The sequence below is a fragment of the Trichocoleus sp. FACHB-40 genome (assembly GCF_014695915.1).
In the GTDB taxonomy this organism is placed as follows: Bacteria; Cyanobacteriota; Cyanobacteriia; order Cyanobacteriales; family FACHB-T130; genus Funiculus; species Funiculus sociatus.
In genome coordinates this window covers 38,804-61,144 of record NZ_JACJPF010000028.1, presented here as the reverse complement: position 1 = coordinate 61,144, position 22,341 = coordinate 38,804, and the positions used below count along the sequence as shown (strand labels likewise).

The following is a 22,341-nucleotide window of genomic DNA, read 5'->3' as shown; positions in this document are numbered from 1 at the left end:
GAAAGCTGGCTGGGAAGAACCACTTTCCCCGAATTATGTAATGCCCGTTTTAAAGGGTTCACTACAGAGGGAAGGATTCAAAACCACACCCTCTATCTTGTAGATGATAGGTCTTGAATTACAGCCTATTCCGATGGACTTAACAATAATTCAAATTTGGTCAATCGTTTATGCAACTTAGCTTGCACCTCCATAATCAGGGGTACAAAGTCAAGAGGCGTTAAATTTAGTTTACAAAACTAAATTATCAGCTCATTTAAAGCTGGTATTTTTTTCCTTACCATCTACGGAAATTCCCTAGATTTCGGCGGTCAGATTCATGCTTTTGGGCTATATTTCCCTATGGGCAGCTGTCGCGCAAAGAGTAGGAGTGAGTGTTGGGCATGAATCGCCAGTGGAAACCCGTAAGAGTGCTAGTTTCATTTCTGATGGCAGCAGTATTGGTGGGAAGTTTAGCGGGGTGTGGCAAAGCCTCCCCGAAACCGTCAGATCCTGCCTCCAAAGGCATATCTTCCCTAGCCTCTGGGGCAGTCTCAGAAGTGTCACCGCCAGAAGTCATTCAACAGTTGCGTCCAGCCTTGGAAGCTTATCAGCCGCAAGTAAGTATTCTCAGCCCCCAGGCAGATGAAATTCTTCAAGACACCAAAGTTGAGGTAAGGCTCCAGGTTCAGGACTTGCCAATCTTCAAAAACCCTGACTTTGGTCTAGGCCCGCATCTGCACGTAATCCTTGACAACCAACCTTATGAGGCGGTTTACGACTTAAACAAACCCTTAGTTTTTGAAGATTTAGCTCCCGGAACTCATACCCTGCGAGTCTTTGCCTCCCGTCCTTGGCATGAGAGCTTCAAAAATGAAGGCGCTTACGCCCAAACTACCTTTCACCTGTTCACCAAGACAGCAGGCAACAACCCCGATCCTCAACAGCCACTGTTAACCTATAGCCGTCCTAAAGGCAGCTATGGGGCCGAGCCAATCATGCTCGATTTCTATCTGACCAACGCCCCCCTGCACCTAGTCGCGAAGGAAAATCCTGAAGACGACATTGCTGACTGGCGAGTACGTGTCACAGTGAATGGTCAAAGCTTTGTTCTAGACAGATGGCAACCGCTTTATCTCAACGGCTTTAACCAAGGGAAAAACTGGGTACAACTAGAGTTTCTGGATGAGAAGGGAAACCCAGTTAACAATGTGTTTAACAACACAGTCCGGCTGATAACCTACGATCCCAAAGGCAAAGATCCCCTTGACAAGATTGTGCGGGGCGAATTCTCAGCAGATCAAGTTCGGGGAATTGTAAACCCCAACTACACCGCTACGACACCAATACCAACGCCAACGCCGACACCGGAACCGTTACAAACTCCTAGCGTTGAAGAAACGCCTACGCCTCAGATAGAGGAAGAGATACCGACAGAACCGGAAGAAGTACAGCCAACAATACCAGCCGAACCTTTACCGACCCAGAGAAAACAGGTAGAAAAACCCAAAGGTGGCTTTTTCAATCGCTTCCGTGGTAAATCTGCCCCAGTTCCATCACCTACATTGCCAGAGGTGATGGAGTCGCCGACTCCGGAACCAGCACCACCAGAAATAATCCCGCTACCAGAGTTGTTACCAGAACCGGAAGTATCGCCGATTCCAACTCCAGAAGTAGAACTGATTCCCCCAATTGAAGCAGTACCGACCCAGACAAAACAGGTAGAAAAGCCTAAAGGCGGCTTCTTCAATCGCTTCCGGCGGCAACCTTCCCAGGAGGTGACACCTGCTCCTAGCTTGCCACCGACAGAGCCAGAAGTTATCGAAACGCCTTCTCCGGAACCCTTGGCACCAGAAACAGCTCCTGAACCAGAGCCAGGTGTTGTTACTCCTTCCCCCAGCTTGCCGCCAACGCTACCGGAGATAGTGCCATCACCAGCGCCTGAAGCAGTGACTACTGATTTGGTTGAGCCTCAGGCAGAGAGTTCACTAGATGCAGTACCTTCGACAACATCATCGGAAGCTAAACCCAAAGTGGATTTGAAGGGAGTCTTCCTGCCAAAAACTTCTCCAACCCCAACCCCAAGGATTATCCAAGCCCCAACTGAACCAGATATCCCCAGCAGCTTCTTCAAGAAATCAGCAACACCAGTAACACCAGAACCTTCTCCCGAAGCTGAGGAGATAGGAGAGGCTGAGTCAGGAGGTTGATAACCCTAGAAAAACTGGGTCAAAATCAGAGAATGCGATCGCATTCTCTGATTCTCTAAACCCTCCTGCCCTAAACCAGCGAAACTGTAACCAAATCTAGCTCAATGCCAAATTTCTCAGTAATGGTATCTATCACCTTTGCTTCTTCTGGTGTTGTCACGCCGTCTAACTGAGCAATTTTCTGGCATTGAGCCAGAAGCGGTACAGCAAAGTCACGGTTGATTTGATTGAGCAAAGTCTCTAATTGTGGCGGTGATTTAATATTGGATGCGATCGCTTCCAGTGAAGCCGCTTTGGGATCGCCTTGCGCGAGCAAGTTCCAGAAGATTCGGCTGAGTCATAACCAGTCGGCTTAACGTAAGGTTCTAAACTCAGGGTTCCCGAATTTTTACGATAGATTGACATTTTTCAGCCTTTTTTGCGCGATCGCACTCCCGGTATAAAGTAGTCAACCAAAGTTTCGCTAACGTAAAGGAGTGTAAAGTTATGCGATCGCGCCCACGAATAAAGCTATGACTCCCCGCGTTAGAGCGCCAGAGTTTCCCAAAAACAAAACCTGGCTAAACACCGACCGCCCTCTTTCTATCCAAGAGTTAAAAGGGCGAGTCGTAATACTTGACTTTTGGACATATTGCTGCATCAACTGCCTGCACGTCTTGCCAGATTTAAAATACCTCGAACAAAAATACAAAGACAGCCTCACAGTCATTGGCGTTCATTCTCCCAAATTTGAAAACGAGAAAGAAGCTGAAAACATCCGTCAGGCAATCCTGCGTTATGACATTGAGCATCCAGTCGTAGTTGACAGCAATTTTGCAATTTGGCGACACTATGCCGTCCGTGCATGGCCTACCTTGATGGTGATTGACCCGGAAAGCTACGTCATTGGCTATATGTCTGGGGAAGGAAATCGGGATGCTTTAGACCAGTTGATTTCGCAGCTAATTGAGCAACACAAAGAGCAGGGAACGATTAATTTTCATGAACTTAGCCCCATTTTGGAAAAACAGCGGCAACCCTTGGGGACACCCCTGGCTTTTCCCGGTAAAGTGTTAGCGGATGGCGATCGCTTATTCATCGCTGACTCCGGTCATCACCGCATCGTTGCCAGTACCATCGCAGGGGAAGTGCTATATATAATTGGCACTGGCAAACAAGGCTTAACCGACGGTTCCTTTACCGAAGCTCAGTTTTTCGCTCCTCAAGGCATGGCACTAGATACCGAGAATCAAATTCTCTATGTCGCCGACACCGAAAACCACGCCATACGTAGAGTTGACCTCAAAAATCAGCAAGTGCAAACTATTGCTGGTACTGGCGAGCAAAGCCATCAAATTCGCCCCCACAGTGGTGCTGGACTAGAAACTAAGTTAAATTCCCCTTGGGATTTAGAAAAAGTCGGAAATAGCCTATTTATCGCTATGGCTGGCCCTCACCAAATCTGGGAAATGCAGCTAGAAACTGGCACCGTCAGCACCTATGCAGGCACAGGTGCAGAATCATGCGTCGATGGAAATCTTGACGAATCTGCCTTTTCCCAACCCAGTGGCATCACTACAGATGACCAAGAATTATACATAGCCGACAGCGAAATTAGTTCAATTCGCGGTGTCGGACTAGGCAAACAAGCTCAGGTGCGAACTGTCTGCGGCAGCGGTGAGCTATTTGGATTTGGAGATGTTGATGGTGAAGGCTACGACGTGCGACTCCAGCATTGTCTGGGTGTTGAATATGCCCAAAATTCGCTTTGGGTAGCTGATACATACAACCACAAAATTAAGCGAGTTGACCCCAAAAGCGGCATTTGCGAAACTGTTTTGGGAGGCACGGCAGGATTTCAGGATGGTGAAGGCACCAGCGCACGATTTTCTGAGCCATCAGGACTAAGTGCCGTTGGTTCCAATCTATACATTGCGGATACTAATAACCATGCTATCCGTTGTGTCAATCTCGCCACGCTGAGTGTCACAACCATAAAGTTTCCAGGGTTGTGTGCGCCAGATGTCTGTATTCCCGCCGCTTATGAAAATTAAATTTCTCATTCCCTGGCTGGGCCAGGGAATGCTATTTTCGGAGGCAGAGCCTCTAGATTTACATTGCCAGCCAGAGACTGACAACGAGATAAACAAGAGAAAATTTATAAATCCACAGCGCCGAGTACCTGTAGCACTCTTTCAATGTTATCCAAATCACCAACAATCCTTCGCACAGGCTGAGGCCAGACCCGAACAAGGGTCGGTGTTGCAGAGATATGATTAGACTCCGCCTGCTCTGGGTGTTTGAAGATATCAATAACTTTCAAAGTGTAAGGATGACCAAGAGATTGCTCTAACAGCTGGTGCAAACTTTGGAGAGTCCGTTCAGTGGTTCCATTATGTCCGGAAACAAACAGGCGCAGGACATAGCCACGAGTCGGGACTGTAGGTAATGAAGGTTGGAAACCAGTTCGCTCCAAGCGCACGATCAAGTCGTGGTTTTCCCAAAGCTGGGGAAATTGGTCGCGATAAGTTTCTAGTACAATCGGGTCGCCTAATTCTGGGGGCCAAGGAGCAATCTGCCAATTTTGCCAATCGCCAGTCTGAAAAACCCCATTCAGTAATGCCTGATGTCGTCGCACTGGCGGATAGACTTCAGCCGCAACCTGCAATTCTTGGGTGTAAGGAGCAAACCAGCGATCGATTGTGGCAGTGTACGCTGGCACTAAAAAATGAGGAGGCTCCTGTAACCCCAGCATTTCTTGAAGTCCAGCACACAAATGCAGGTGCCAGTGGTTCTGCTTAGTCGAGTCAATACAATAAATTAAATCCCCCCCTGGTGTAAACAGGGCAATGCCTTTGAACAACTGGGGGATGTGTAGTTGGTATTGGGTCAAGGAAATGCGCCAAAAGAATAAAAATTAAAAATTAAAAATGGAAGAAACTCTTCTTTTTTAATTTTTAATTTTACATTTTTAATCGTTATACCCGTCCTCTGAGGAATTGAGCCATCTCGTTAGGAGTAGGCGACATTTCCAAGGCAGTTTCTTCAGTAATTCTACCTTCTTGATAGAGGTCGAGGAGCGCTCTATTCATAGTAATCATGCCGTCAAAACTGGAGGCAAGCATGATTCCGGTAATCTCTTCATACTTACCTTCCTTGATGTAATCTTTGATCGCCTCAGTATTGATCAGGATGTCGTGGAAAGCAGCACGTTTCCCATCGGTGGTTTTGCACAAACCTTGGGAAATGATGGATACAAGAGATTCAGCGATCGCTATCTTCATAGAATGCTGCTCCTCAGCTGAGTAAAGATTGAGAATACGCTCAATCGTTTTCACAGCGCTGTTGGTGTGTAGCGTTCCCATTACCAAGTGACCAGTTTGAGCCGCTTTGAGGGCAGTGTTAACCGTTTCTTTATCACGCATTTCCCCCACCAGAATCAAGTCGGGGTCTTCCCGCAACGCTGCTTTCAGTGCGTTGTCAAACTTCAAGGTGTTCAAACCGACTTCCCGGTGTTTAATTAGAGACTTGCGACTGGTATGAACAAATTCAATCGGGTCTTCAATGGTGATGATGTGCTTTGCCATTTCTTTATTGATGTAGTCAATCATGGCAGCCATCGTGGTAGATTTACCAGAACCTGTTGGCCCTGTCACCAAAATCAACCCTTTATGGTAATGACAAATATCTTTAAATACTTCTGGCAACCGTAGCTGCTCCATCGTCAAGATATTGTTCGGGATGAGTCGCATTACCATCGCCGGGCCGCGCATGGAACCAAATACGTTGATCCGCGCCCGCGAAAACTCGTACTGCGTCACACCGTCAAAGTCTAGACGTTCTTCAAATTCCCGAATCTGAGCATCACTCATTACTTCCCGCAACCAGCTCATAAAAGTTGCTTCATCGGTTAACGGATAATCCGTCGTTTCCATGTCGCCCCGCTTGCGGAAGCGCGGAACTTCAGATACACCTACGTGAATGTCGGAAATTCCATTTTCATGAGCCTTGACGACGATTTCCCGTAATGTTGGTTGTCCTGGACTAGGGCCTACAGGTTTTGCAGGTGTGCGAGTTACAACAGTTGGTGCAGCCGAGGAAGGCGGGGGAGCTGGTCGCCCCGAAGCTGGCATCCCAGGCGGCATCCCAGGTGGAACTTTCGGGGGAGCCGGAGGAGCTGCGACAGCGGTTCTTTGTGTCGAAGACATTTCCACAGTTTGCATTGGCTGCTGCTGAGTGGAACTGGTGGCAGCTGCATCCCTTGCTGGAGGTCGCATTCCCGGCGGTGGCGCAGGGGGTACGCGGGGTGGAGGGGGCGGTGACATGGGTGGACGCTGGGGTTCTGTCATCTTTCAAATACCGCTGTTAGAAAAATTACATCAATTAATAAAGCGCACTTTCATCCCGCGAAGACGTTTCCTCAAGGCAGCCCTCAGAGGCGATGCGGGGGTTTGGCGGCTGTTGTAGGAGTTTTAAGCGCTCCTATTGGTAGTTTTCCCAAAACTAGGGGCTGAGTAACATTCACCGGAAAAAATTCTTTCTTTTCCGGGGATTGTTCAATTTGGGATTTCGGATGGGAGGCTTTCTCCCAGTTACCTCCTCCCCAGTCCCTTTCATAGATGAGCTTAATTATGAGAATATTTCTTGAAAATCATAAGATATGTTAAGCAGAATGGTGTTGGATTGGTTGTATACAAGTTATATAGGCGATCGCGTCTTTTTAGCCTGCCTAGAAAATAAGCTGAAATCCTAACACTCTTGAAAACCTATATCTTTTGGGGGATGGTGGTTATAATTTGCGCTTTACAATGAGCCGAGGCTGAAAAATTCGCAGCCATAAATAATCTAAACTGAGTGTAAATTTTAGTAAAGATAAGCTCATCTTAAGAAAAGGATTAACTATACTAATTTTCACGTCTAGTCGAGTCCGCAAGGATCGATTAAAAGTCATTTTCTACATATAAATTCGTTGTTTGGGTATCAGGAGAAAAAATCATGCAACTGACTCAGAACCAAAGTTTGGGAAAAGGTTATTCATTATCTACGATCAAAAGCTTTTTGATCTGGACTTTTACTTTAACGGTTTGCTTACTGGTTGTAGGCTTCCCGTTGGTTGTCCTCATGGTTACGGTAGGCGCAATGCTGGCGATCGCTTTACAATCGGTACTGCCTGTGAGCGCTGTATTATTGGTGGCAGGATCTTTGATTGGAGCAAATGTTTTGGCAGTTGTCGCTGGTGCAGCATTGTTAACTCTCAAAGGAGTACATCCTCAAGAAGTGCGTTGGTTGCACTGGCTGCATGGTGAAGCAAATCCTCGCCACACTTCAGTGTATGCAGCTTGTCCACTAACTTGCGATCTAGATTCCTAACAACTGAATAAATTGTGAACGCTCATCTAAAGAAAGTGTGTTGTCTGCAACAGTTCAATGACCCGGCATCTGCCGGGTCTTTTCGTAGGAGAATCTTTATATAGGATTGGGAAAAGCGAACAACTTTGTATGCGTCCGAAGTGTGAAAAACCGCATCAAGTACCATATAAAGGAAGCGATCGCAATTCCTATTACTCGCAAATGACCTAAATTTCCATGCTCCCATCTCCTTTTTCGATTTGCATCACCCTGGGAACCCGTCCGGAAGCGATTAAACTGGCACCAGTTATCCAGCAGTTCCAGCGATCGCCCAATTTTAAAACTCAGGTAGTTTTGACTGGTCAGCATCGAGAAATGGTTCAACAGGTGATGCAGCTATTTGGACTGAGTGCTGATTGGAATCTAGAAATCATGCAACGTCAGCAAACTCTCACAGATATTACCTTTCGCAGTTTGCGGGGACTAGAAGCCATATTTGGACAGTTGCAGCCACAAATGGTAATAGTTCAAGGTGATACAACCACAGCTTTTGCAGCTACTTTGGCGGCATTTTACCAAAAAATCCCCGTAGGTCACGTAGAAGCAGGATTACGCACAGACGATCTATTTAATCCTTACCCAGAAGAAGCCAATCGACGGCTGATTTCCCAATTAACCCAGCTGCATTTTGCGCCAACATCACTGGCGGTGGAAAACCTGCAACGTTCTGGAGTGACGGGTGAAATTCACCAAACCGGAAATACAGTAATTGATGCTTTGCTGACGGTGGCGAAAAGTCAGCCAGAGTGCGACATTCCCGGTTTGGACTGGAATAAATACCGCGTACTTTTAGCAACAGTTCACCGCCGGGAGAACTGGGGGGAACCACTCCAAGGAATTGCAGAGGGATTTCTACATATATTAGATAAGTTTCCCGATACAGCTTTATTGTTACCCCTGCATCGAAACCCGACAGTGCGAGAACCGCTACAAGCACTTTTAGGAACCAACGAGAGAGTTTTTTTAACAGAACCTTTAGATTACGCCCAGCTTGTAGGCGCAATTCAACGCAGTTACTTGCTGTTAACAGATTCCGGGGGATTACAAGAGGAAGCACCGAGTTTAGGTAAACCAGTGCTAGTTTTACGGGAAACCACAGAAAGACCAGAAGCTGTAACAGCAGGTACAGCAAAATTGGTGGGAACCGACTCAAATCAAATTCTGGTTGCGGCGACCCAATTATTAAGTAACCCAGATGCCTATCAAAAGATGGCAACAGCGATTAATCCTTTTGGCGATGGACGTGCATCTGAGAAAATTTTGCAAATTGTAGAGAAATATTTCTCTAGCTGTTAAAAATCACTAAACTTCTAAGGATAGAGAGTGTCGCCAGTGGTGGAGTCAAAGACAAACAGCTGAGTCAGGTCGAGTTGGATGGTCAAGCGATCGCCCGGACGACCCCGCCAATCTGCACCCGCCTGAAAATTCACCACAACACTAGATTCCGGTAAACGCCCACGAACCAGAGTCTCCCTCCCCAAAGGTTCAACAACATGCACCTCAACAACTAACTGTCCATATTCCTTCTCTTCTAGGGACGTTTGCGTTTCAATCCAAATATGCTCCGGACGAATTCCCAAATCAAAAGTTTTCCCTTCAGGGAGTTTTAACTTATTGCGAAGCGCAAACGGACAAGGTAAAGATTCGTTGCCTATCTGAAAAACTTCACCCGTGTAGGTCGCGGATAAAATATTCATCGGCGGACTACCTAAAAACGTCGCCACCATCCGATTAGCAGGTCTGGCATAAATATTTTGAGGGTCGCCAATTTGCTGAATCCGACCTTGATTTAGCACTATAATTTGATCGGCTAAAGTCATCGCCTCTACCTGATCGTGGGTGACATAAATAGTAGTAATTCCCACTTTTTGATGTAGCTGCTTGAGTTCCGCCCGCGTATCATCTCGTAACTGAGCATCTAAATTAGAAAGTGGTTCATCTAAGAGAAATACTTGGGGTTGACGTGCGATCGCTCTCCCCAATGCTACTCGCTGCTGCTGTCCTCCAGAAAGTTGCTTAGGCTTGCGATCCAGAAGATGGGAAATATCAAGCGATCGCGCTACCGTTTCCACCCGTTCTCGAACCATTTTCTTCTCAAAAGAGCGCATCCTCAGACCAAAAGCCAGATTTTCCGCTACCGTCATGTGCGGGTAAAGCGCATAGTTTTGGAATACCATCGCCACATCCCTGGCCCTAGCGGGGACACCATTCATCAAAGTATCCCCAATGTAGAGATTACCGCCAGTGGCAGTTTCCAAACCAGCAATCGTTCGCAAAATCGTTGATTTACCGCAACCGGAAGGCCCCACCATCACCCAGAATTGTCCATCAGGCACCTCAAAGGTAATATTCTCAATGGCAGTGGTATTAGTAAATCTGCGCGTAATGCCTTGTAAGCGAACGTTTGCCATAGTTTTTAGCTATTAGTCATTAGTTATTAGTTTATACGTAGTTATTAGTGAAAATGCCTTACTGTAGGCGCTTCGCCTTCCCAAGGGTAGTCGCAGCTTTGTACGTGGAACATCAAAGCTAAAGCGCTGTGGGTATATATTTCTTAATTATTACTATTGCAAAGAAAGCGATCGCTTGCTCGAACTTTCGGGTTATTTCTCAGATAGTCCTGCACCCAATCACAACTGTGCAACAGGAGATTATCTAAATCCAGATTCCAGATACTCGCTGTTTGATCCTGACTAGCAGAAGCAAGTGCTTTACCATCAGGACTGAAACTGACGCTTGTAACGCGACCACTATGACCTTGAAGAGTTTTAATCAAAGTATCATCAAGTCGCCACAATTGTACTGTATTTTCCCAAGTAGTCGTCGCCAAAATTTGACCATCTGGACTAAAACTAAGGTGAGAAACGCTATCAGTATGCCCTTCTAAAGTTCGATACAAAGATCCATCCCGCCGCCAAAGTTTGACAGTGTTATCATAACTAGCTGACGCGATTAGCTGACCATTGGGACTAAACGTTACATCCAAGACCCAGCCATTATGCCCAGCCAGAGTTTGGATGTATTTGCCATCAGATGTCCAGAGTTTGATAGTATTATCATCGCTGGTAGTTGCCAGTGTATTACCATCCGGACTAAAGGCAACTGCATTAACGCGATCGCTATGTCCCTTCAAAGTTTTAATCAGCCTACCAGAAACATCCCAAAGTTTCACTGTCTTATCGCGAGAAGCAGACGCAAGGATCTTGCCATTAGGACTAAAAGCCACATCCAAAACCCAATTTTTATGTCCATTCTGCCCATTTAAAGTCAAAAGCAGCTTACCCGATATACTCCAAATTTTCACCGTTTTGTCGCGAGAAGCCGAAGCAATCAACTGGCCGTCTGGGCTAAAAGTAACACTAAGTACCCGGTCTTTATGCCCCACCAAAGTTCCGAGTAACAAGCCACTTTTGTCCCACAACTTTACCGTTTTATCTTGACTAGCAGAAGCCAAAGTCTGACCATCTGGGCTGAAACTAATGTCATGGACATGATCCTTATGTCCTTTTAAAATAATGCGCGACATATCGTTAAGTCGCCAGAATTTAACAGTTTTGTCGTAACTACCGGAAGCCAAAGTCTGACCATCTGACGACCAAGATACGCTGGTGACAGCATCGCTGTGTCCCTTAAGAATTCTGTAGGAACGGCTTTCAAACTTGGCCTTACTGTCACGCCGCCAAACTCTCACCGTATTATCATTACTGGCAGAAGCTAACTTCTGACTATCGGGACTAAAACTAACTGCAAACACCCAGTCAGTATGTCCTGCCAGCGTCTGAACCAGTTCGCCGCTTTTGTTCCAAAGTTTTATCGTTTTGTCATCGCTTGCTGAAGCCAAAAGCTGCCCATCCATGCTGAAATTCAGGCAAGTCACTTTGCCTTGATGTCCCCGCAAAATTTTGTCAGGCTGGTCTACCTTTGGCTTGGAAATATCCCAAAGGCTGATGATTTTGTCATAACTTGCCGTCGCTAACAGCTTCCCATCCGGGCTGAAAACAACGCTAGTAACTTTGCTGTTATGTTTTAAGGTCTTCAGCAACTGGCCAGTGCTGCGGTTCCAAAGCTTTACCGTTTTATCATCACTTGCTGAAACCAATATTTTACCGTCTGGGCTGAAGCTGACGTTATTAACCGGGCTACTATGTCCTTTAATTGTTCTAATTAAAGTGCCGTCTGTTTTCCACAGTTTTATCGTCTTGTCTAAACTGCCAGAAGCCAACGTTTTACCGTCTGGGCTGAAACTTACACTGGTGACACTATCAGTGTGTCCAATCAGGTTTCCCAAAGTTTTCAGTAGTTTGCCATCGCGTCGCCAGAGTTTTACAGTCTTATCTGTACTCGCTGAGGCAATTGTTTGTCCATCTGGGCTGAAACTCACACCCCAAACTATATCCCGATGTCCCTCCAAGCGATTGCGCTCTTGCACGCCATAGACTGCTCGCTGCATTGCTAACAAGACGCGCAGCTGAGTCGCTGGTTCTACACCCGTGGCATTTTTTAGGCGTTTACCTGCCCTCAACGCTTCAATTAAAGCATCAAATTCCTTGTAGGAAACAAAGAGTGTTTCGGAAGAGGCACTCAGGGCGCTAAGCTGAGCATTAGTTTGCGCGATCGCAGCCACTTTTCTTTGGGCTTCCGCTCGCCACGCAAATTGTCCAGCCAAAATTGCCAGAATTGCCATTATGATACCAGCGGCAATCGTCCCCAGTTGTTGTTTCTGAACTCGATTCAGTTTTTCCTCACTTCTGGCTAGCTGTGCTTTCAGGTTCAAATCGGATCTATGGCGAATCCGCTCGACCAAATAATCATGCACCAACTGATAGCGGGCTTCTGACTCATCCCAGACGACAAACACTAAACCAGAGCCGATCAGAATCTCTAAAATTAAATTTAGTTTCTTTTTCTTGACAGATAAAATAGTTGCGAATTCCTCTTGAGTCTTCAGCGGGCGGGTTCCTTTTTTATCTGTTAATAAAAACAAAATATCCCAAGCGGCGGACTCGTTCTCTGGGCCACAATCAGCAATAACTTTTTTTAAAAATCTCTCTACCAGTTCTGCTTTTGGGTTAGCTCCAAGTTGCAGATATTGCTGCAAAGTTGTGATTTTGTCTTCTTCTTCTTGTAGTTGAGCGCCCACTAATTGCAACTCAATAGGTCGCACTTCTCCTAACTCTTCAGCCAAATCTTCTACCAACCGACTAATTAATTGCTGCTCCAAATTAAAAAATGGAGAACGTTCAGTTAATCTTTTAATCACCAATTTGGCATCTTTCTTAGAAAAGTTGCCCAAGTAATAACGAATTTCTTGATTTAAAATATCATTATTGATAATATCTAAATAATTAAGCCGTTCGCATTCTAATAAATAGTGTAGATAGTCCTCTCGCAGCGATAAAATAACTTTCAGAAAAGGAATGTTTAGACAGTCGCGCAAAAATTCATAAAATTGATGTCTAATCGCTGGGTTAGTACAAACAAAAAATAACTCTTCAAATTGGTCAAAAATTAAAACTGTTAACAGATTGCCGTTAGCATTTTGTCGCAACTGTTCTAGAATTTCAGTGGAAATTGGGAACTCTTGACTGGGTAAAGGGAATAATTCTCTCTCTCTACTGGTGTTTGCCTCTTCACCTTTCTGATTCCTGAGAGCCAGAGAATGGGCTAAATTTCTTCTCAGCGTCCCCAGCCAATCGCTGTAAGCCTGCACTACGACGGGCAAGACATCGCGAGCGCCAATACTTTTGAGTTGTAGTGCGGGGATTAAGCCAGCAGTAATAATTGAGCTTTTGCCAACCCCAGAAGGTCCGTGAATTAAAATCAGCTTGCGATCGTTGCGGCTGATGCGCTCGATAAGGCGGCTAACATCTTGTTGGCGACCGGAAGCCGCTATCTCCTGGGCAACAGAGCCTCTAGCTCGCGTTTCTAGTGCATGTGAGATACTTGGGTTAAGAGCTTGTCGATGGGGCTGTAGGCGTCCAGCACCAGTGAAGGCGCGGAAACCATACTGCTGTTCAATGGAACGCAGTTGTTGCTTAAGTAGAAAAGCTTGCAGATAGTGACCTTCTTCAAAGTAAAGCGATCGCAAAGCTTTGGCAATCCGAATATACAAATGCGGATCGTACTGATGGTTACACTGTTCTAGAGCTTGTTCCAAGTTTTTGACAGCAGTAGCAGTTTGCCACTCACCCAAATGCTGCTGGGACACAGCCAGAAGAAATAGATATAAACTCTCATACTGGGAGAGTGGCATTGCTAGACAGGTTGTATCTAAATTCGTTATCGCTAACGTCGAGAGTGCAAACCTTGCTTGCAAATTCACCTCTTCCCAGTTGCATACAGAAAGAGCAACTTCCGCCAAAAAGCCATAATCTTGAGCTTGCTGGAGGGACAATTTATAAGTTTGATGTAACAACAAAGCTTTTTGAGCCAAAACCTGCAAGTCTGCCCAAGCTTCTAAACGTTGCAGCACTTCACAAAGAGACGAAATAAACTTAGCAACCAGTTCTGGACGCTCAGCTGCTTCAAAGACCTTAATACACTCCTGTAAATAATCTCTGGATTGGTTCCAGTGTTGGCGGCTTTTTTCTGGTCGCAGGTTAGCCAAACGGCTGTAACATCGCCCCAAGTGAAATAACAGCAAACCCTCTCGCTCTTTCTGGGGGTTCTGAAGGCCTAGCATGGTAAAGCGTCGCAGACGAGAATGGAAAGAAGTGTTTCTCGCCTTTCGGTTTTTGTCAGTTGCCTTTTTGTGACCACTCAGCAGTGAGTTGTCACTTCGGAAATAAGCCAGACTTTTTTGATAATGGACTATGCTCGACTCGATCCGATCTCTGTTGTAGTCATTGCATCCCCGGACAAATTCCAGACTTGCTTGTAATTTTGGCTCTAATTGCTGTCCGCGATCGCGCAAATCTTCTAAAGCTGACTCCAGTTCTAGAGGATGGTCGGAAACACAAGGAGCGAGGGCAAAATTTTCTTGCGACTGATCGGTGCTGAAGTTTAGCTCTTTGGCAAACCAGGAGTCTGCTTTATTTTGCAGTAATTCCATTAACTCCGATGTGGACAGCACAAAGCGGATTGATGAAGCCGCCCAGCTTTTGAAATCCGGCGCAAACCGGATTAGCTTTTGCAGCACCGCATCCGTAATCCACAGCACTATCGGAAAGGGAAAATGAGCGCGAAACTCATCTCGTAGTAAGTTGGTAGATATCAGCACCTGGTCAAGCGCGATCGCTGACTCTAACCCCAAAATCATCAAAGCTGGCGGCATTTCCTGTTGTAGCTGCGATCTGCCTTGCTCCCCCACAGCTTCCAGAATCGGGTTGTAGAGGGTTTTGACTGTATCTGCTAAGAGCAGCTCCTGCATCAAAAACTGATTTTGTTGGCGTATCTGCTGCACCATCCGATTTTGTAAAGAAGCATAGTTGCAGCGCACCAAGATTAGCGAAAAGTACCCCTGAGAAAGTGCGATCGCTCTTAATAATGTCCTCACTGAGCGATCGTTGTATGCAGATGCCTCTTCTGGTTCCCTCAAATCAGTCATTGCTCTCATTTTCGGCCTGTGCGTTCGATGCAAATAGTCATCAACCAGTGCTGTAGCAGTGGCGGTATCTACAAACCTTATAAGCAATAATACTTAGTTTATTTTCCGGTTTTGCAATTGGCTGATTATCAGTATTTGCTAAATAAAGTTTTTTTACTCTCCTGTTGTCTCAGGACATATTTTCAGCACCCAAGTGAAGCCTGTTAATTATCAAAAATCGTTTATTAATCTTTCGCCAGCTCACATCTTATATGCCTTTAGCAGAGAATAATCAATATTTCTTTAGACAGAATATAGAAATCATTGTCCGCAAAAAGCATACGACCGATTGCCCACTCTATACAGTGCTTTTGATACCGAGTAACTAGCAGCCTATCCGGATTCTGTAGATATTAAAGTATGTTTCCGTGGCTATAAACTAATTTAGGGAACACTAAATTAAAGTTGCTGACATAAGAAAGACATAGATAGAAACCCGTTTTCTTAAAGAAAACGGGTTTCTCAAACCCTGCATATATTGGCCGCCTTCCTAGCGCCCAACAGTGGCAACGAAACAGGAAAAATTGCCAGTCCCTTAAAGTTTGGCTTCCAAAGATTTGAGAAACTCTGTATTAACGCCTGACTCGCGAGTGAGGGCAATCTTACCAGTACGAGCAATTTCCCGCAAGCCAAATTTATTTAGCACCTGCACAATTGCTACCAACTTCCCTGGATCTCCTACCACTTCTAAGGTCAGCGCATCCTCAGCGATATCTACTACCCTAGCGCGAAAAATCTGAGCCAATTCCACAACTTCTGAGCGATTCGAGCTGGTAGCATTGACTTTCAGCAGCATCAACTCTCGCTCAACACACGGAGTATCAGTAATATCCTGTACTTTAAGTACATTAACCAACTTGTAGAGCTGCTTAGTAAGCTGCTCAATTATCCGATCATCTCCTGGTACAACCATTGTGATTCGGGAGATTCCCAAATTTTCGGCAGGCCCAACAGCGAGGCTTTCAATATTAAAGCCTCGACGGGCAAATAAACCAGCTATTCGGGTTAGAACTCCCGCCTCATCTTCAACTAAAACAGAAAGAGTGTGTTTCATTGTATACAAAAGAAGCTGAAGCGCAAAATCTTGCTTTGCAATACAGGGTTTTCCTAAAGGTTACGCCAAGCACAAGCCATGCTGACGCAATATGCGGCAACGGGACACCACTTTATGTTACTTCATAGCGCCCCCTGTCCACAAAAACGCTTATATCTGTAGATTTAGCGATAGTAAAAGCTTAAATCTTTCCTTGGGAGATGTTATCAATTCGTCATTTTCATAATAATGGTGTAGTAAACTTCGTTCGGAGTAAGAATACTTATGGGTTGGTTAAAAAGACTTTTTGGGATGGAAAAGCCGCAAAATGCTCAAGTCAATGCGACTCCAGCACCGACAGCTCAAGCTCCTGCCTCAGCTGGTGCTGCAAGTGGTAGCGAGACAATTCCCCCAGAGCGAGTAGGGTTAAATGGGGAATATGACCAAAGCGGTCTTGCCAAGCGGGTTGCTCTGGCTTTTGACCAAGACCCATCGTTGGATGATATTGATACCCTCTACGTAGCGCAGACTGGCGGTACAGTGGTTTTAAAAGGAAAAGTTCCTAGTCAGCAAATTCTCTCTCAAATGGTATCGGTCGCCCGCAGTGTGGAAGGTGCCACGGGTGTTGAAAGCAATCAAGTCACCATTGGTTAGATTGTAGCTAGAGTAATCCTCTTCACAAAAGTAGGTGGGATTGAAGGATACAAACCCAATCTAAATATAGGCATTTGTTGGGTTTTGCTTAGTCGTTCAACCCAACCTGCCCTTATCCTGAGCGCATTTATCATGCGTAGCGCAGGAATAATGCCTGCGCTACCTGGCAAAAGTTACAGCCGCCGTTATTCTCTAGCAGTTAACTGCTTTTGCGGTGTAGCAGAGTCAGTTTTAGATGTGGCTAGAGTTTCCAGCCAGTCGAGGATCAGCTGATTAACTTCGTCTGGGCATTCATCGTGGGGACAGTGACCTGCATCAACCTCAACTAACTGGAGCCTTGCGTTGAGGTTGTTGAAGCGATGTACAAGACTGTAGGGAATCATCTTGTCTTTACGACCCCAAATCAGGAGCATAGGCACATTTAAGGTTGGCAGCAGCTTAGTGACACTAGGGCCAAACTGTGTCCCAGTCATCGCCTTAAAGATGGCGCAGAATGCCGCAGCAGAACCCCGATCTTGGGCAGGGCCTGCGAGAATATCCACCAGTTCGTCGGTAATAGCTTCGGGGTTAGAGTAAGCTAGGCTTGCCCACTTGCGGACAAAAGACGGGCGTTTAACCACAGAAAAAACGTTTTTCAGAACTAGGGGCGATGCCACAACGCCTTTAACACTTGCCACCAAAGGTCGTAAAAACTTGGGAGTAGCCTCCTCCTCCATAGTCGGATCGGGCAAACTCATCATCACAAAGCCCTGCACCATCTCCGGATGCGCCGCCGCCGCCGCTAGCGCAACCAACGAACCAATCGAGTTTCCCACTAGCACCACTGGCTGCTGAATAAAAGTGCGCCAGAAATCATAAACCTGCTCTACCCAGAGGTCAACTTTATAATTTGCCTGGGCCTTCCGGGAAGCTCCAAATCCCAGCATATCCAGGGCATAAACTGTGTGGGATTGGCTTAAAACCCCTAGATTGTGTCGCCAGTGTCCAATAGAAGCCCCGAATCCATGCAGCAGCAACACCGGGGTTGTTATCTGACTTGGTTGAGATGCACGGATGTAGGTATAGCGAGTCTGCCAACCTCGCCAAACCCAGTCTCTCTGACTGCCAATCCGATGCTGCCAATGCTGGGTCACGATCGCATTTGCCTCAAGTTAAGAAATGTTTACCATTTTGGTTTCTTAACTTCTATTTTAGAGGTTTGCAGCCGGTTGCTGTTTAAAATTCAGATCGAGGATAATTTGATTACGCTGGAAAAAAGGCAAGCTAAAACAGCGATCGCTCTGGCAGTGATACTAGCGGATTAGCTATAAAAGCTATGGAGTGTAAAGCTTTCAGCCTTTGTGCGGGGAAGATTTCTCCCAGTCGCCGTCCCGAGACCTTAGCTCTCAGATTGGCGACAAGTGCCTAGCTCAATTGAAAGTTAAATTACAACCCTGGACAGAAACCATATCAGACTAAGTAGAATGGCAAATACAAGGAGCGCAAAGCTTGGGTTCATTCTCATTGAATTGAAAACAGCTCCTGAGCATTTTGTCAGAGGCGATCGCTCTGGCGGAAAGCTTGCTACTTGGACAAACTAACTTACTTACCATTACAATTAACCGAGCAAAAATAACCTAATGCCTGTGATTGAAAAAAGACGCACGCGCGATCTACCCCAAATCAACGAAAGAATTCGCTTTCCCCAAATTCGTGTCATTGATACCGATGGCACGCAGTTGGGTATTATGGCACCGAATGAGGCTATACGCATTGCCGAAGAAAAAGAGCTGGATCTCGTTTTGCTGAGCGACAAGGCAGAGCCGCCCGTTTGCCGGATTATGAACTACGGCAAGTATAAGTTCGAGCAAGAGAAAAAAGCACGGGAGGCCAAGAAAAATCAGCATACGGCGGATGTCAAGGAAGTGAAGATGCGCTACAAGATTGAGGAGCATGACTATCAAGTGCGCGTCAATCAAGCCGAGCGCTTTCTGAAGTCGGGAGATAAGGTTAAAGCTACGATTACCTTTCGAGGTCGAGAAATTCAACACAGCGATTTGGCCGAGGAACTGCTGCAACGGATGGCGACAGATTTGCAGGAATTGGCGGAAGTGCAGCAAGCTCCCAAAAAAGAAGGTCGCAACATGATGATGCTGCTGTCTCCAAAAAAATAGCCTAAAAGAAGAAGTCAGGAGACTGACAATAGTCGCCAAAGGATAGACTAAAAGTCTGGAAGTGGTGGCAATAACCTCCATCAAGAATACAGGAGACAAAATACAGGAGGCAGAATCAAGGGGACAAAATCCATAAGAAAAACCTTGCCTCCTGACTCCTAACTCCTGAATGGGGGTAAGCTTTTATCTCCTGCCTGTACGGGTGAAGTATTTGGGCGGGAATCATAAAGCTGTTGCCCAGATCAATCGCCTCCTACAACTGACTTCTCCCTTGAGCGGCATGAAACTGAACAATCGCACTTGGTCTTGGTCCGACTGGGGACGGGGATTCCTCCAGTGGGTGAATCTCCGCCCAGAAGAAGGAGAGCGAACATTACTGATGTTCGCCTTCTACACCACAACCTCGGTGGGGATAATCTGGGCAGAAGCCAGCACCGTCGCTTTATTTCTCGAAAAGTATGGAGCAGAATCCCTGCCCTTGTTTTATATTCTCTCGGCAGGGATCGGTTCCGGGCTGGGGGTGGTGTATTCTTGGATGCAAAAGATTCTGCCCCTGCGCTCGGTAATTGTCGTAGTTGCTATTCTTGCAGTAGCCCCCCTACTTCTATTTCGCGTGGGGTTGAATATTGTCTATTTGTCTGGTGTTATCGTCTTTCTGATGCGCCTGTGGGTGGAAGCTATTAACGTCCTCAATGACATCAACACCTCCATCACAGCTAATCAACTATTTAATATTCGGGAAATTAAACGCACTTATCCGCTCATTAGTAGCGGCATTCTAGTTGCAGATGTTGTCAGCGGCTTTTCTCTCCCGTTCATTGTCGCCACAGTTGGGCTGAATAATGTTTCTATAGTCGCCGCTGTGATGATGGGACTGGGAGCCACAAGCCTTTTTTATCTTACCCAGCGCTATAGCCAAGCCTTCCCCGCTGCTCCCTATAGAGGTAGTGCTGCACAAGAAACAGATTTCACCTCGCGCCGACTTCGAGGGCCGCTACAGCGATACGCAATTCCGCTATTTGGCTTCTTCGTGGTTGGGCAGATTTTGTACTTGTTAATAGACTTCCAATATCTCAGTCAATTAGAGCTGAAGTTGGACAGTAAGCAAATTGCCAGCTTCCTGGGATTGTTTAGCGGGATTGTGGGTTTGTGCGAACTGGGGACGCAGTGGTTTATCTCTAGTCGTGCCATAGAGCGATTGGGGGTATTTGTCGCTGCTATGTTATTACCAGGAGCGATCGCTATCCTTGGCTTAATCTCCCTCACAGGCATAGGCAATTTTTTTATTGGTCTAATCTGCCTGAAATTCATAGACGAATTACTACGCTACACCCTGATTGCTGCTATTGGGCCTGTTCTGTTCCAACCCCTCCCAGACAACATCCGCAGCTCGGTTATGGCTCAGGTGCGGGGTATTGGTGAATCTCTCTCCACCGGATTTACTGGAGTGGCGATTTTAGGGGTCATCAGCCTGTTAGCTTTTGTTTTTCATCACTTGTCGGAGAACACATTACAGTATCTCCAAACTTGGGTGTTTGTCGCCGTCATCTTAATTGTGGCTCTCGTATGGTTGTTGATAGTTTGGCTGTTACGGTCAACCTATGTCGGCTTACTGGTTCAGAGCGCCCAAGGAGAACGCTTGAGCGTCTCGGATGTGGATTTGCGCGTTCTCAAGCGTACCATCATCGAAACCTTAGAGAAACCAGGAACGGAAGCCGATAAACGCTCTTGTATAGAACTGTTGTGCCAAATAGACTTGGAGGACGTTGGGGAAGTCCTCGCTCCGCTGCTGACTCACCTCACCCCGTCCTTGCAGCGTCAGAGCCTGGAAGCAATGCTGCTAAACCCAAGTCAGATTTATTTAGACCCAGTTCAGGCTTTAATTGCTCAACAACCTAACCCTGAAGTTCTCGCTCTGGCTCTGCGCTACGTTTGGATAACTCAAGACGAGCCAGATATAGGGCAGCTACAGCCTTATCTTCGCCCAAGTGTAGACCCAGTAGTGCGAGGAACTGCTGCTGCCCTGATTTTACGCCGGGGTACGCCTACGGAGAAAGCGGAGGCTACTAATACTGTGCGACGGATGCTAACCCATCAACGGGAACGGGAACGAGTTATGGGTTGTCGGGCGCTATCTGAGGCGGATTATTTGCAAGGGTTGCGGCTTTATATTCCCAGTTTGTTGCAAGATGAGTCTTTGCGGGTGCGCTGTGCCTTACTCGATGCGATCGCATCAACTCACTTAAACGAATATTATCCAGCTTTGGTGCGGGGACTTTACTATAAATCTACCCGCGAAGCCGCAATTAGCGCCCTCGTGCGCTTAGGCGATGAAGCAATTCCGATGCTGGTTGAGCTGGCTGAAGATCTCCATAAGCCAGATTTGGCGCGGCTACAAGCTTGGGTCGCTCTTGGTCAGATTGGCACACCAGAAGCGCTTAATCAATTGGTGGCTCACCTGAAAACGGGTTGGGGGACAACCCGACGCAACATTCTCCGCACTCTGCTAAAGATGCCTAATGAAGCCGGAATTGAGGGGGTTCTCGACCGATTAGGACGCAGTGGTGTGGAAACGTTAATTGAACAGGAAATGCTGTTTATCGGACAACTGTACGCTGCACTTCTAGATTTAAGCCGTTCTGAGGAACGAGTGCTGATTCCTGAATCTAATAGTTTCAAATCGGCTATAGACCAGACTTATTCAGCACTGGATTTGCTGCGGCGGGCGCTTTTAGAGGAGCAGTCAGATGTGGTGGAGCGGTGTTTTTTGTTGATGAAGTTTCTTTATCCATTGAATTCCATTCAAGCTGCGGCTTTCAATCTTCAGTCTGATTCGCCTTCTAATATCGCTTTGGGGTTGGAAATTTTGGATAATACTTTGGATATTGCCAGAAAGCGAAATCTTGTGGTAATTCTCGACCGACGACCAGAAGGCGAAAAACTGCAAAGTTTGGCGGAAATGGTGCCATATAAGCCGATGACTAAGAGCGATCGCTTGCGTCGTTTGCTAGAATTACGCCACTTTCTGTCAGACTGGCCTTTGGCTTGTTGTTTTCATGTGGCACGTCAGGCAAAATGGAGTCTCACGCCAGAACAAACGCTGGTGTGTATGCGCCATCCTACAGGTTTTGTGCGAGAGGCGGTTCTGGCTTATCTGAAAGCAGCTTCGCCGCGCGCTTTGGCAGAAATGCTACCCGTGCTGAAAAATGACCCAGACCGCCTTGTAGCCGCCCAAGTTGAGCAGATGATGTCAGAGCTGAAATAATTAGTTCATGCTAATGGAAGTATGGCTAATTGCAATTGACAATTAGCAATTAGCTATTGACAAAATATTAAATT

17 protein-coding genes are annotated in these 22,341 nt (G+C 46.4%); 9 read left to right on the top strand and 8 right to left on the bottom strand.

The annotated features are described in order from the left end of the window. The first annotated feature begins 383 nt into the window (after positions 1-383). Positions 384-2,189, top strand: coding sequence for a hypothetical protein (locus H6F63_RS02575; protein ID WP_190634624.1), 1,806 nt, complete (start codon positions 384-386; stop codon positions 2,187-2,189). Positions 2,190-2,259: 70 nt separating this feature from the next. Here H6F63_RS02575 and H6F63_RS02570 read toward each other — a convergent pair whose 3' ends face one another. Continuing rightward, on the bottom strand, positions 2,260-2,424 hold the full coding sequence (locus tag H6F63_RS02570) for a hypothetical protein (protein WP_199297576.1): 165 nt from the start codon (positions 2,422-2,424) through the stop codon (positions 2,260-2,262). Positions 2,425-2,429: 5 nt separating this feature from the next. Continuing rightward, a complete protein-coding gene (locus H6F63_RS02565) occupies positions 2,430-2,594 on the bottom strand; it encodes a hypothetical protein (protein ID WP_190634640.1) in 165 nt (54 codons plus the stop codon). Positions 2,595-2,701: 107 nt separating this feature from the next. On the opposite strand from H6F63_RS02565, the gene H6F63_RS02560 reads away from it, so the two are divergent. After that, positions 2,702-4,222 carry a thioredoxin-like domain-containing protein gene (locus tag H6F63_RS02560; RefSeq protein WP_190634622.1) on the top strand — a complete coding sequence of 507 codons (1,521 nt, stop codon included), beginning with the start codon at positions 2,702-2,704 and terminating at the stop codon, positions 4,220-4,222. Between the two features lie 104 nt (positions 4,223-4,326). Here the strand turns inward: H6F63_RS02560 and H6F63_RS02555 are convergent, their stop codons facing one another. Both H6F63_RS02555 and H6F63_RS02550 read right to left on the bottom strand, forming a co-directional pair. Then, positions 4,327-5,061, bottom strand: a complete 735-nt coding sequence (locus H6F63_RS02555; RefSeq protein ID WP_190428181.1) for a circadian clock KaiB family protein — start codon at positions 5,059-5,061, stop codon at positions 4,327-4,329. A gap of 85 nt (positions 5,062-5,146) precedes the next feature. Beyond that, entirely contained in the window at positions 5,147-6,517 is a 1,371-nt protein-coding gene (locus H6F63_RS02550; protein WP_190634620.1) for a PilT/PilU family type 4a pilus ATPase, read from the bottom strand. On the opposite strand from H6F63_RS02550, the gene H6F63_RS02545 reads away from it, so the two are divergent. From H6F63_RS02545 to wecB, 3 genes are all read left to right on the top strand, one after another. Further along, positions 6,414-6,635, top strand: coding sequence for a hypothetical protein (locus H6F63_RS02545; protein ID WP_190634638.1), 222 nt, complete (start codon positions 6,414-6,416; stop codon positions 6,633-6,635). The two genes, H6F63_RS02550 and H6F63_RS02545, sit on opposite strands and share 104 nt — an antisense overlap. Positions 6,636-7,163: 528 nt before the next feature. Then, positions 7,164-7,538, top strand: coding sequence for a hypothetical protein (locus tag H6F63_RS02540; protein WP_190447606.1), 375 nt, complete (start codon positions 7,164-7,166; stop codon positions 7,536-7,538). A 216-nt stretch (positions 7,539-7,754) separates the two neighbouring features. Further along, positions 7,755-8,873, top strand: coding sequence for a UDP-N-acetylglucosamine 2-epimerase (non-hydrolyzing) (gene wecB, locus H6F63_RS02535; protein ID WP_190634618.1), 1,119 nt, complete (start codon positions 7,755-7,757; stop codon positions 8,871-8,873). Positions 8,874-8,887: 14 nt separating this feature from the next. Here the strand turns inward: wecB and H6F63_RS02530 are convergent, their stop codons facing one another. The 3 genes from H6F63_RS02530 to ilvN all read right to left on the bottom strand — a co-directional run bounded on the left by H6F63_RS02530 (position 8,888) and on the right by ilvN (position 16,216). Beyond that, on the bottom strand, positions 8,888-9,988 hold the full coding sequence (locus tag H6F63_RS02530; RefSeq protein WP_190634616.1) for an ABC transporter ATP-binding protein: 1,101 nt from the start codon (positions 9,986-9,988) through the stop codon (positions 8,888-8,890). Between the two features lie 143 nt (positions 9,989-10,131). Beyond that, on the bottom strand, positions 10,132-15,132 hold the full coding sequence (locus H6F63_RS02525; RefSeq protein ID WP_199297574.1) for an AAA family ATPase: 5,001 nt from the start codon (positions 15,130-15,132) through the stop codon (positions 10,132-10,134). Between the two features lie 565 nt (positions 15,133-15,697). Further along, complete coding sequence (gene ilvN / locus H6F63_RS02520; protein WP_190634614.1) at positions 15,698-16,216, bottom strand: acetolactate synthase small subunit; 519 nt, start codon at positions 16,214-16,216, stop codon at positions 15,698-15,700. 264 nt (positions 16,217-16,480) lie between these two features. Between ilvN and H6F63_RS02515 the strand changes: the two genes are divergently transcribed. Beyond that, positions 16,481-16,849: a BON domain-containing protein gene (locus H6F63_RS02515; protein ID WP_190634612.1), complete on the top strand. Its 369-nt coding sequence runs from the start codon at positions 16,481-16,483 to the stop codon at positions 16,847-16,849. Positions 16,850-17,034: 185 nt separating this feature from the next. Here H6F63_RS02515 and H6F63_RS02510 read toward each other — a convergent pair whose 3' ends face one another. Then, positions 17,035-17,982: an alpha/beta fold hydrolase gene (locus tag H6F63_RS02510; protein ID WP_190634610.1), complete on the bottom strand. Its 948-nt coding sequence runs from the start codon at positions 17,980-17,982 to the stop codon at positions 17,035-17,037. On the opposite strand from H6F63_RS02510, the gene H6F63_RS02505 reads away from it, so the two are divergent. The 3 genes from H6F63_RS02505 to H6F63_RS02495 all read left to right on the top strand — a co-directional run bounded on the left by H6F63_RS02505 (position 17,962) and on the right by H6F63_RS02495 (position 22,267). Further along, positions 17,962-18,153: a hypothetical protein gene (locus H6F63_RS02505; protein ID WP_190634607.1), complete on the top strand. Its 192-nt coding sequence runs from the start codon at positions 17,962-17,964 to the stop codon at positions 18,151-18,153. The two genes, H6F63_RS02510 and H6F63_RS02505, sit on opposite strands and share 21 nt — an antisense overlap. 315 nt (positions 18,154-18,468) lie before the next feature. Continuing rightward, positions 18,469-19,002: a translation initiation factor IF-3 gene (infC, locus tag H6F63_RS02500; RefSeq protein ID WP_190428202.1), complete on the top strand. Its 534-nt coding sequence runs from the start codon at positions 18,469-18,471 to the stop codon at positions 19,000-19,002. 280 nt (positions 19,003-19,282) lie between these two features. Beyond that, positions 19,283-22,267 carry a HEAT repeat domain-containing protein gene (locus H6F63_RS02495; protein ID WP_190634634.1) on the top strand — a complete coding sequence of 995 codons (2,985 nt, stop codon included), beginning with the start codon at positions 19,283-19,285 and terminating at the stop codon, positions 22,265-22,267. Positions 22,268-22,341 lie beyond the last annotated feature (74 nt).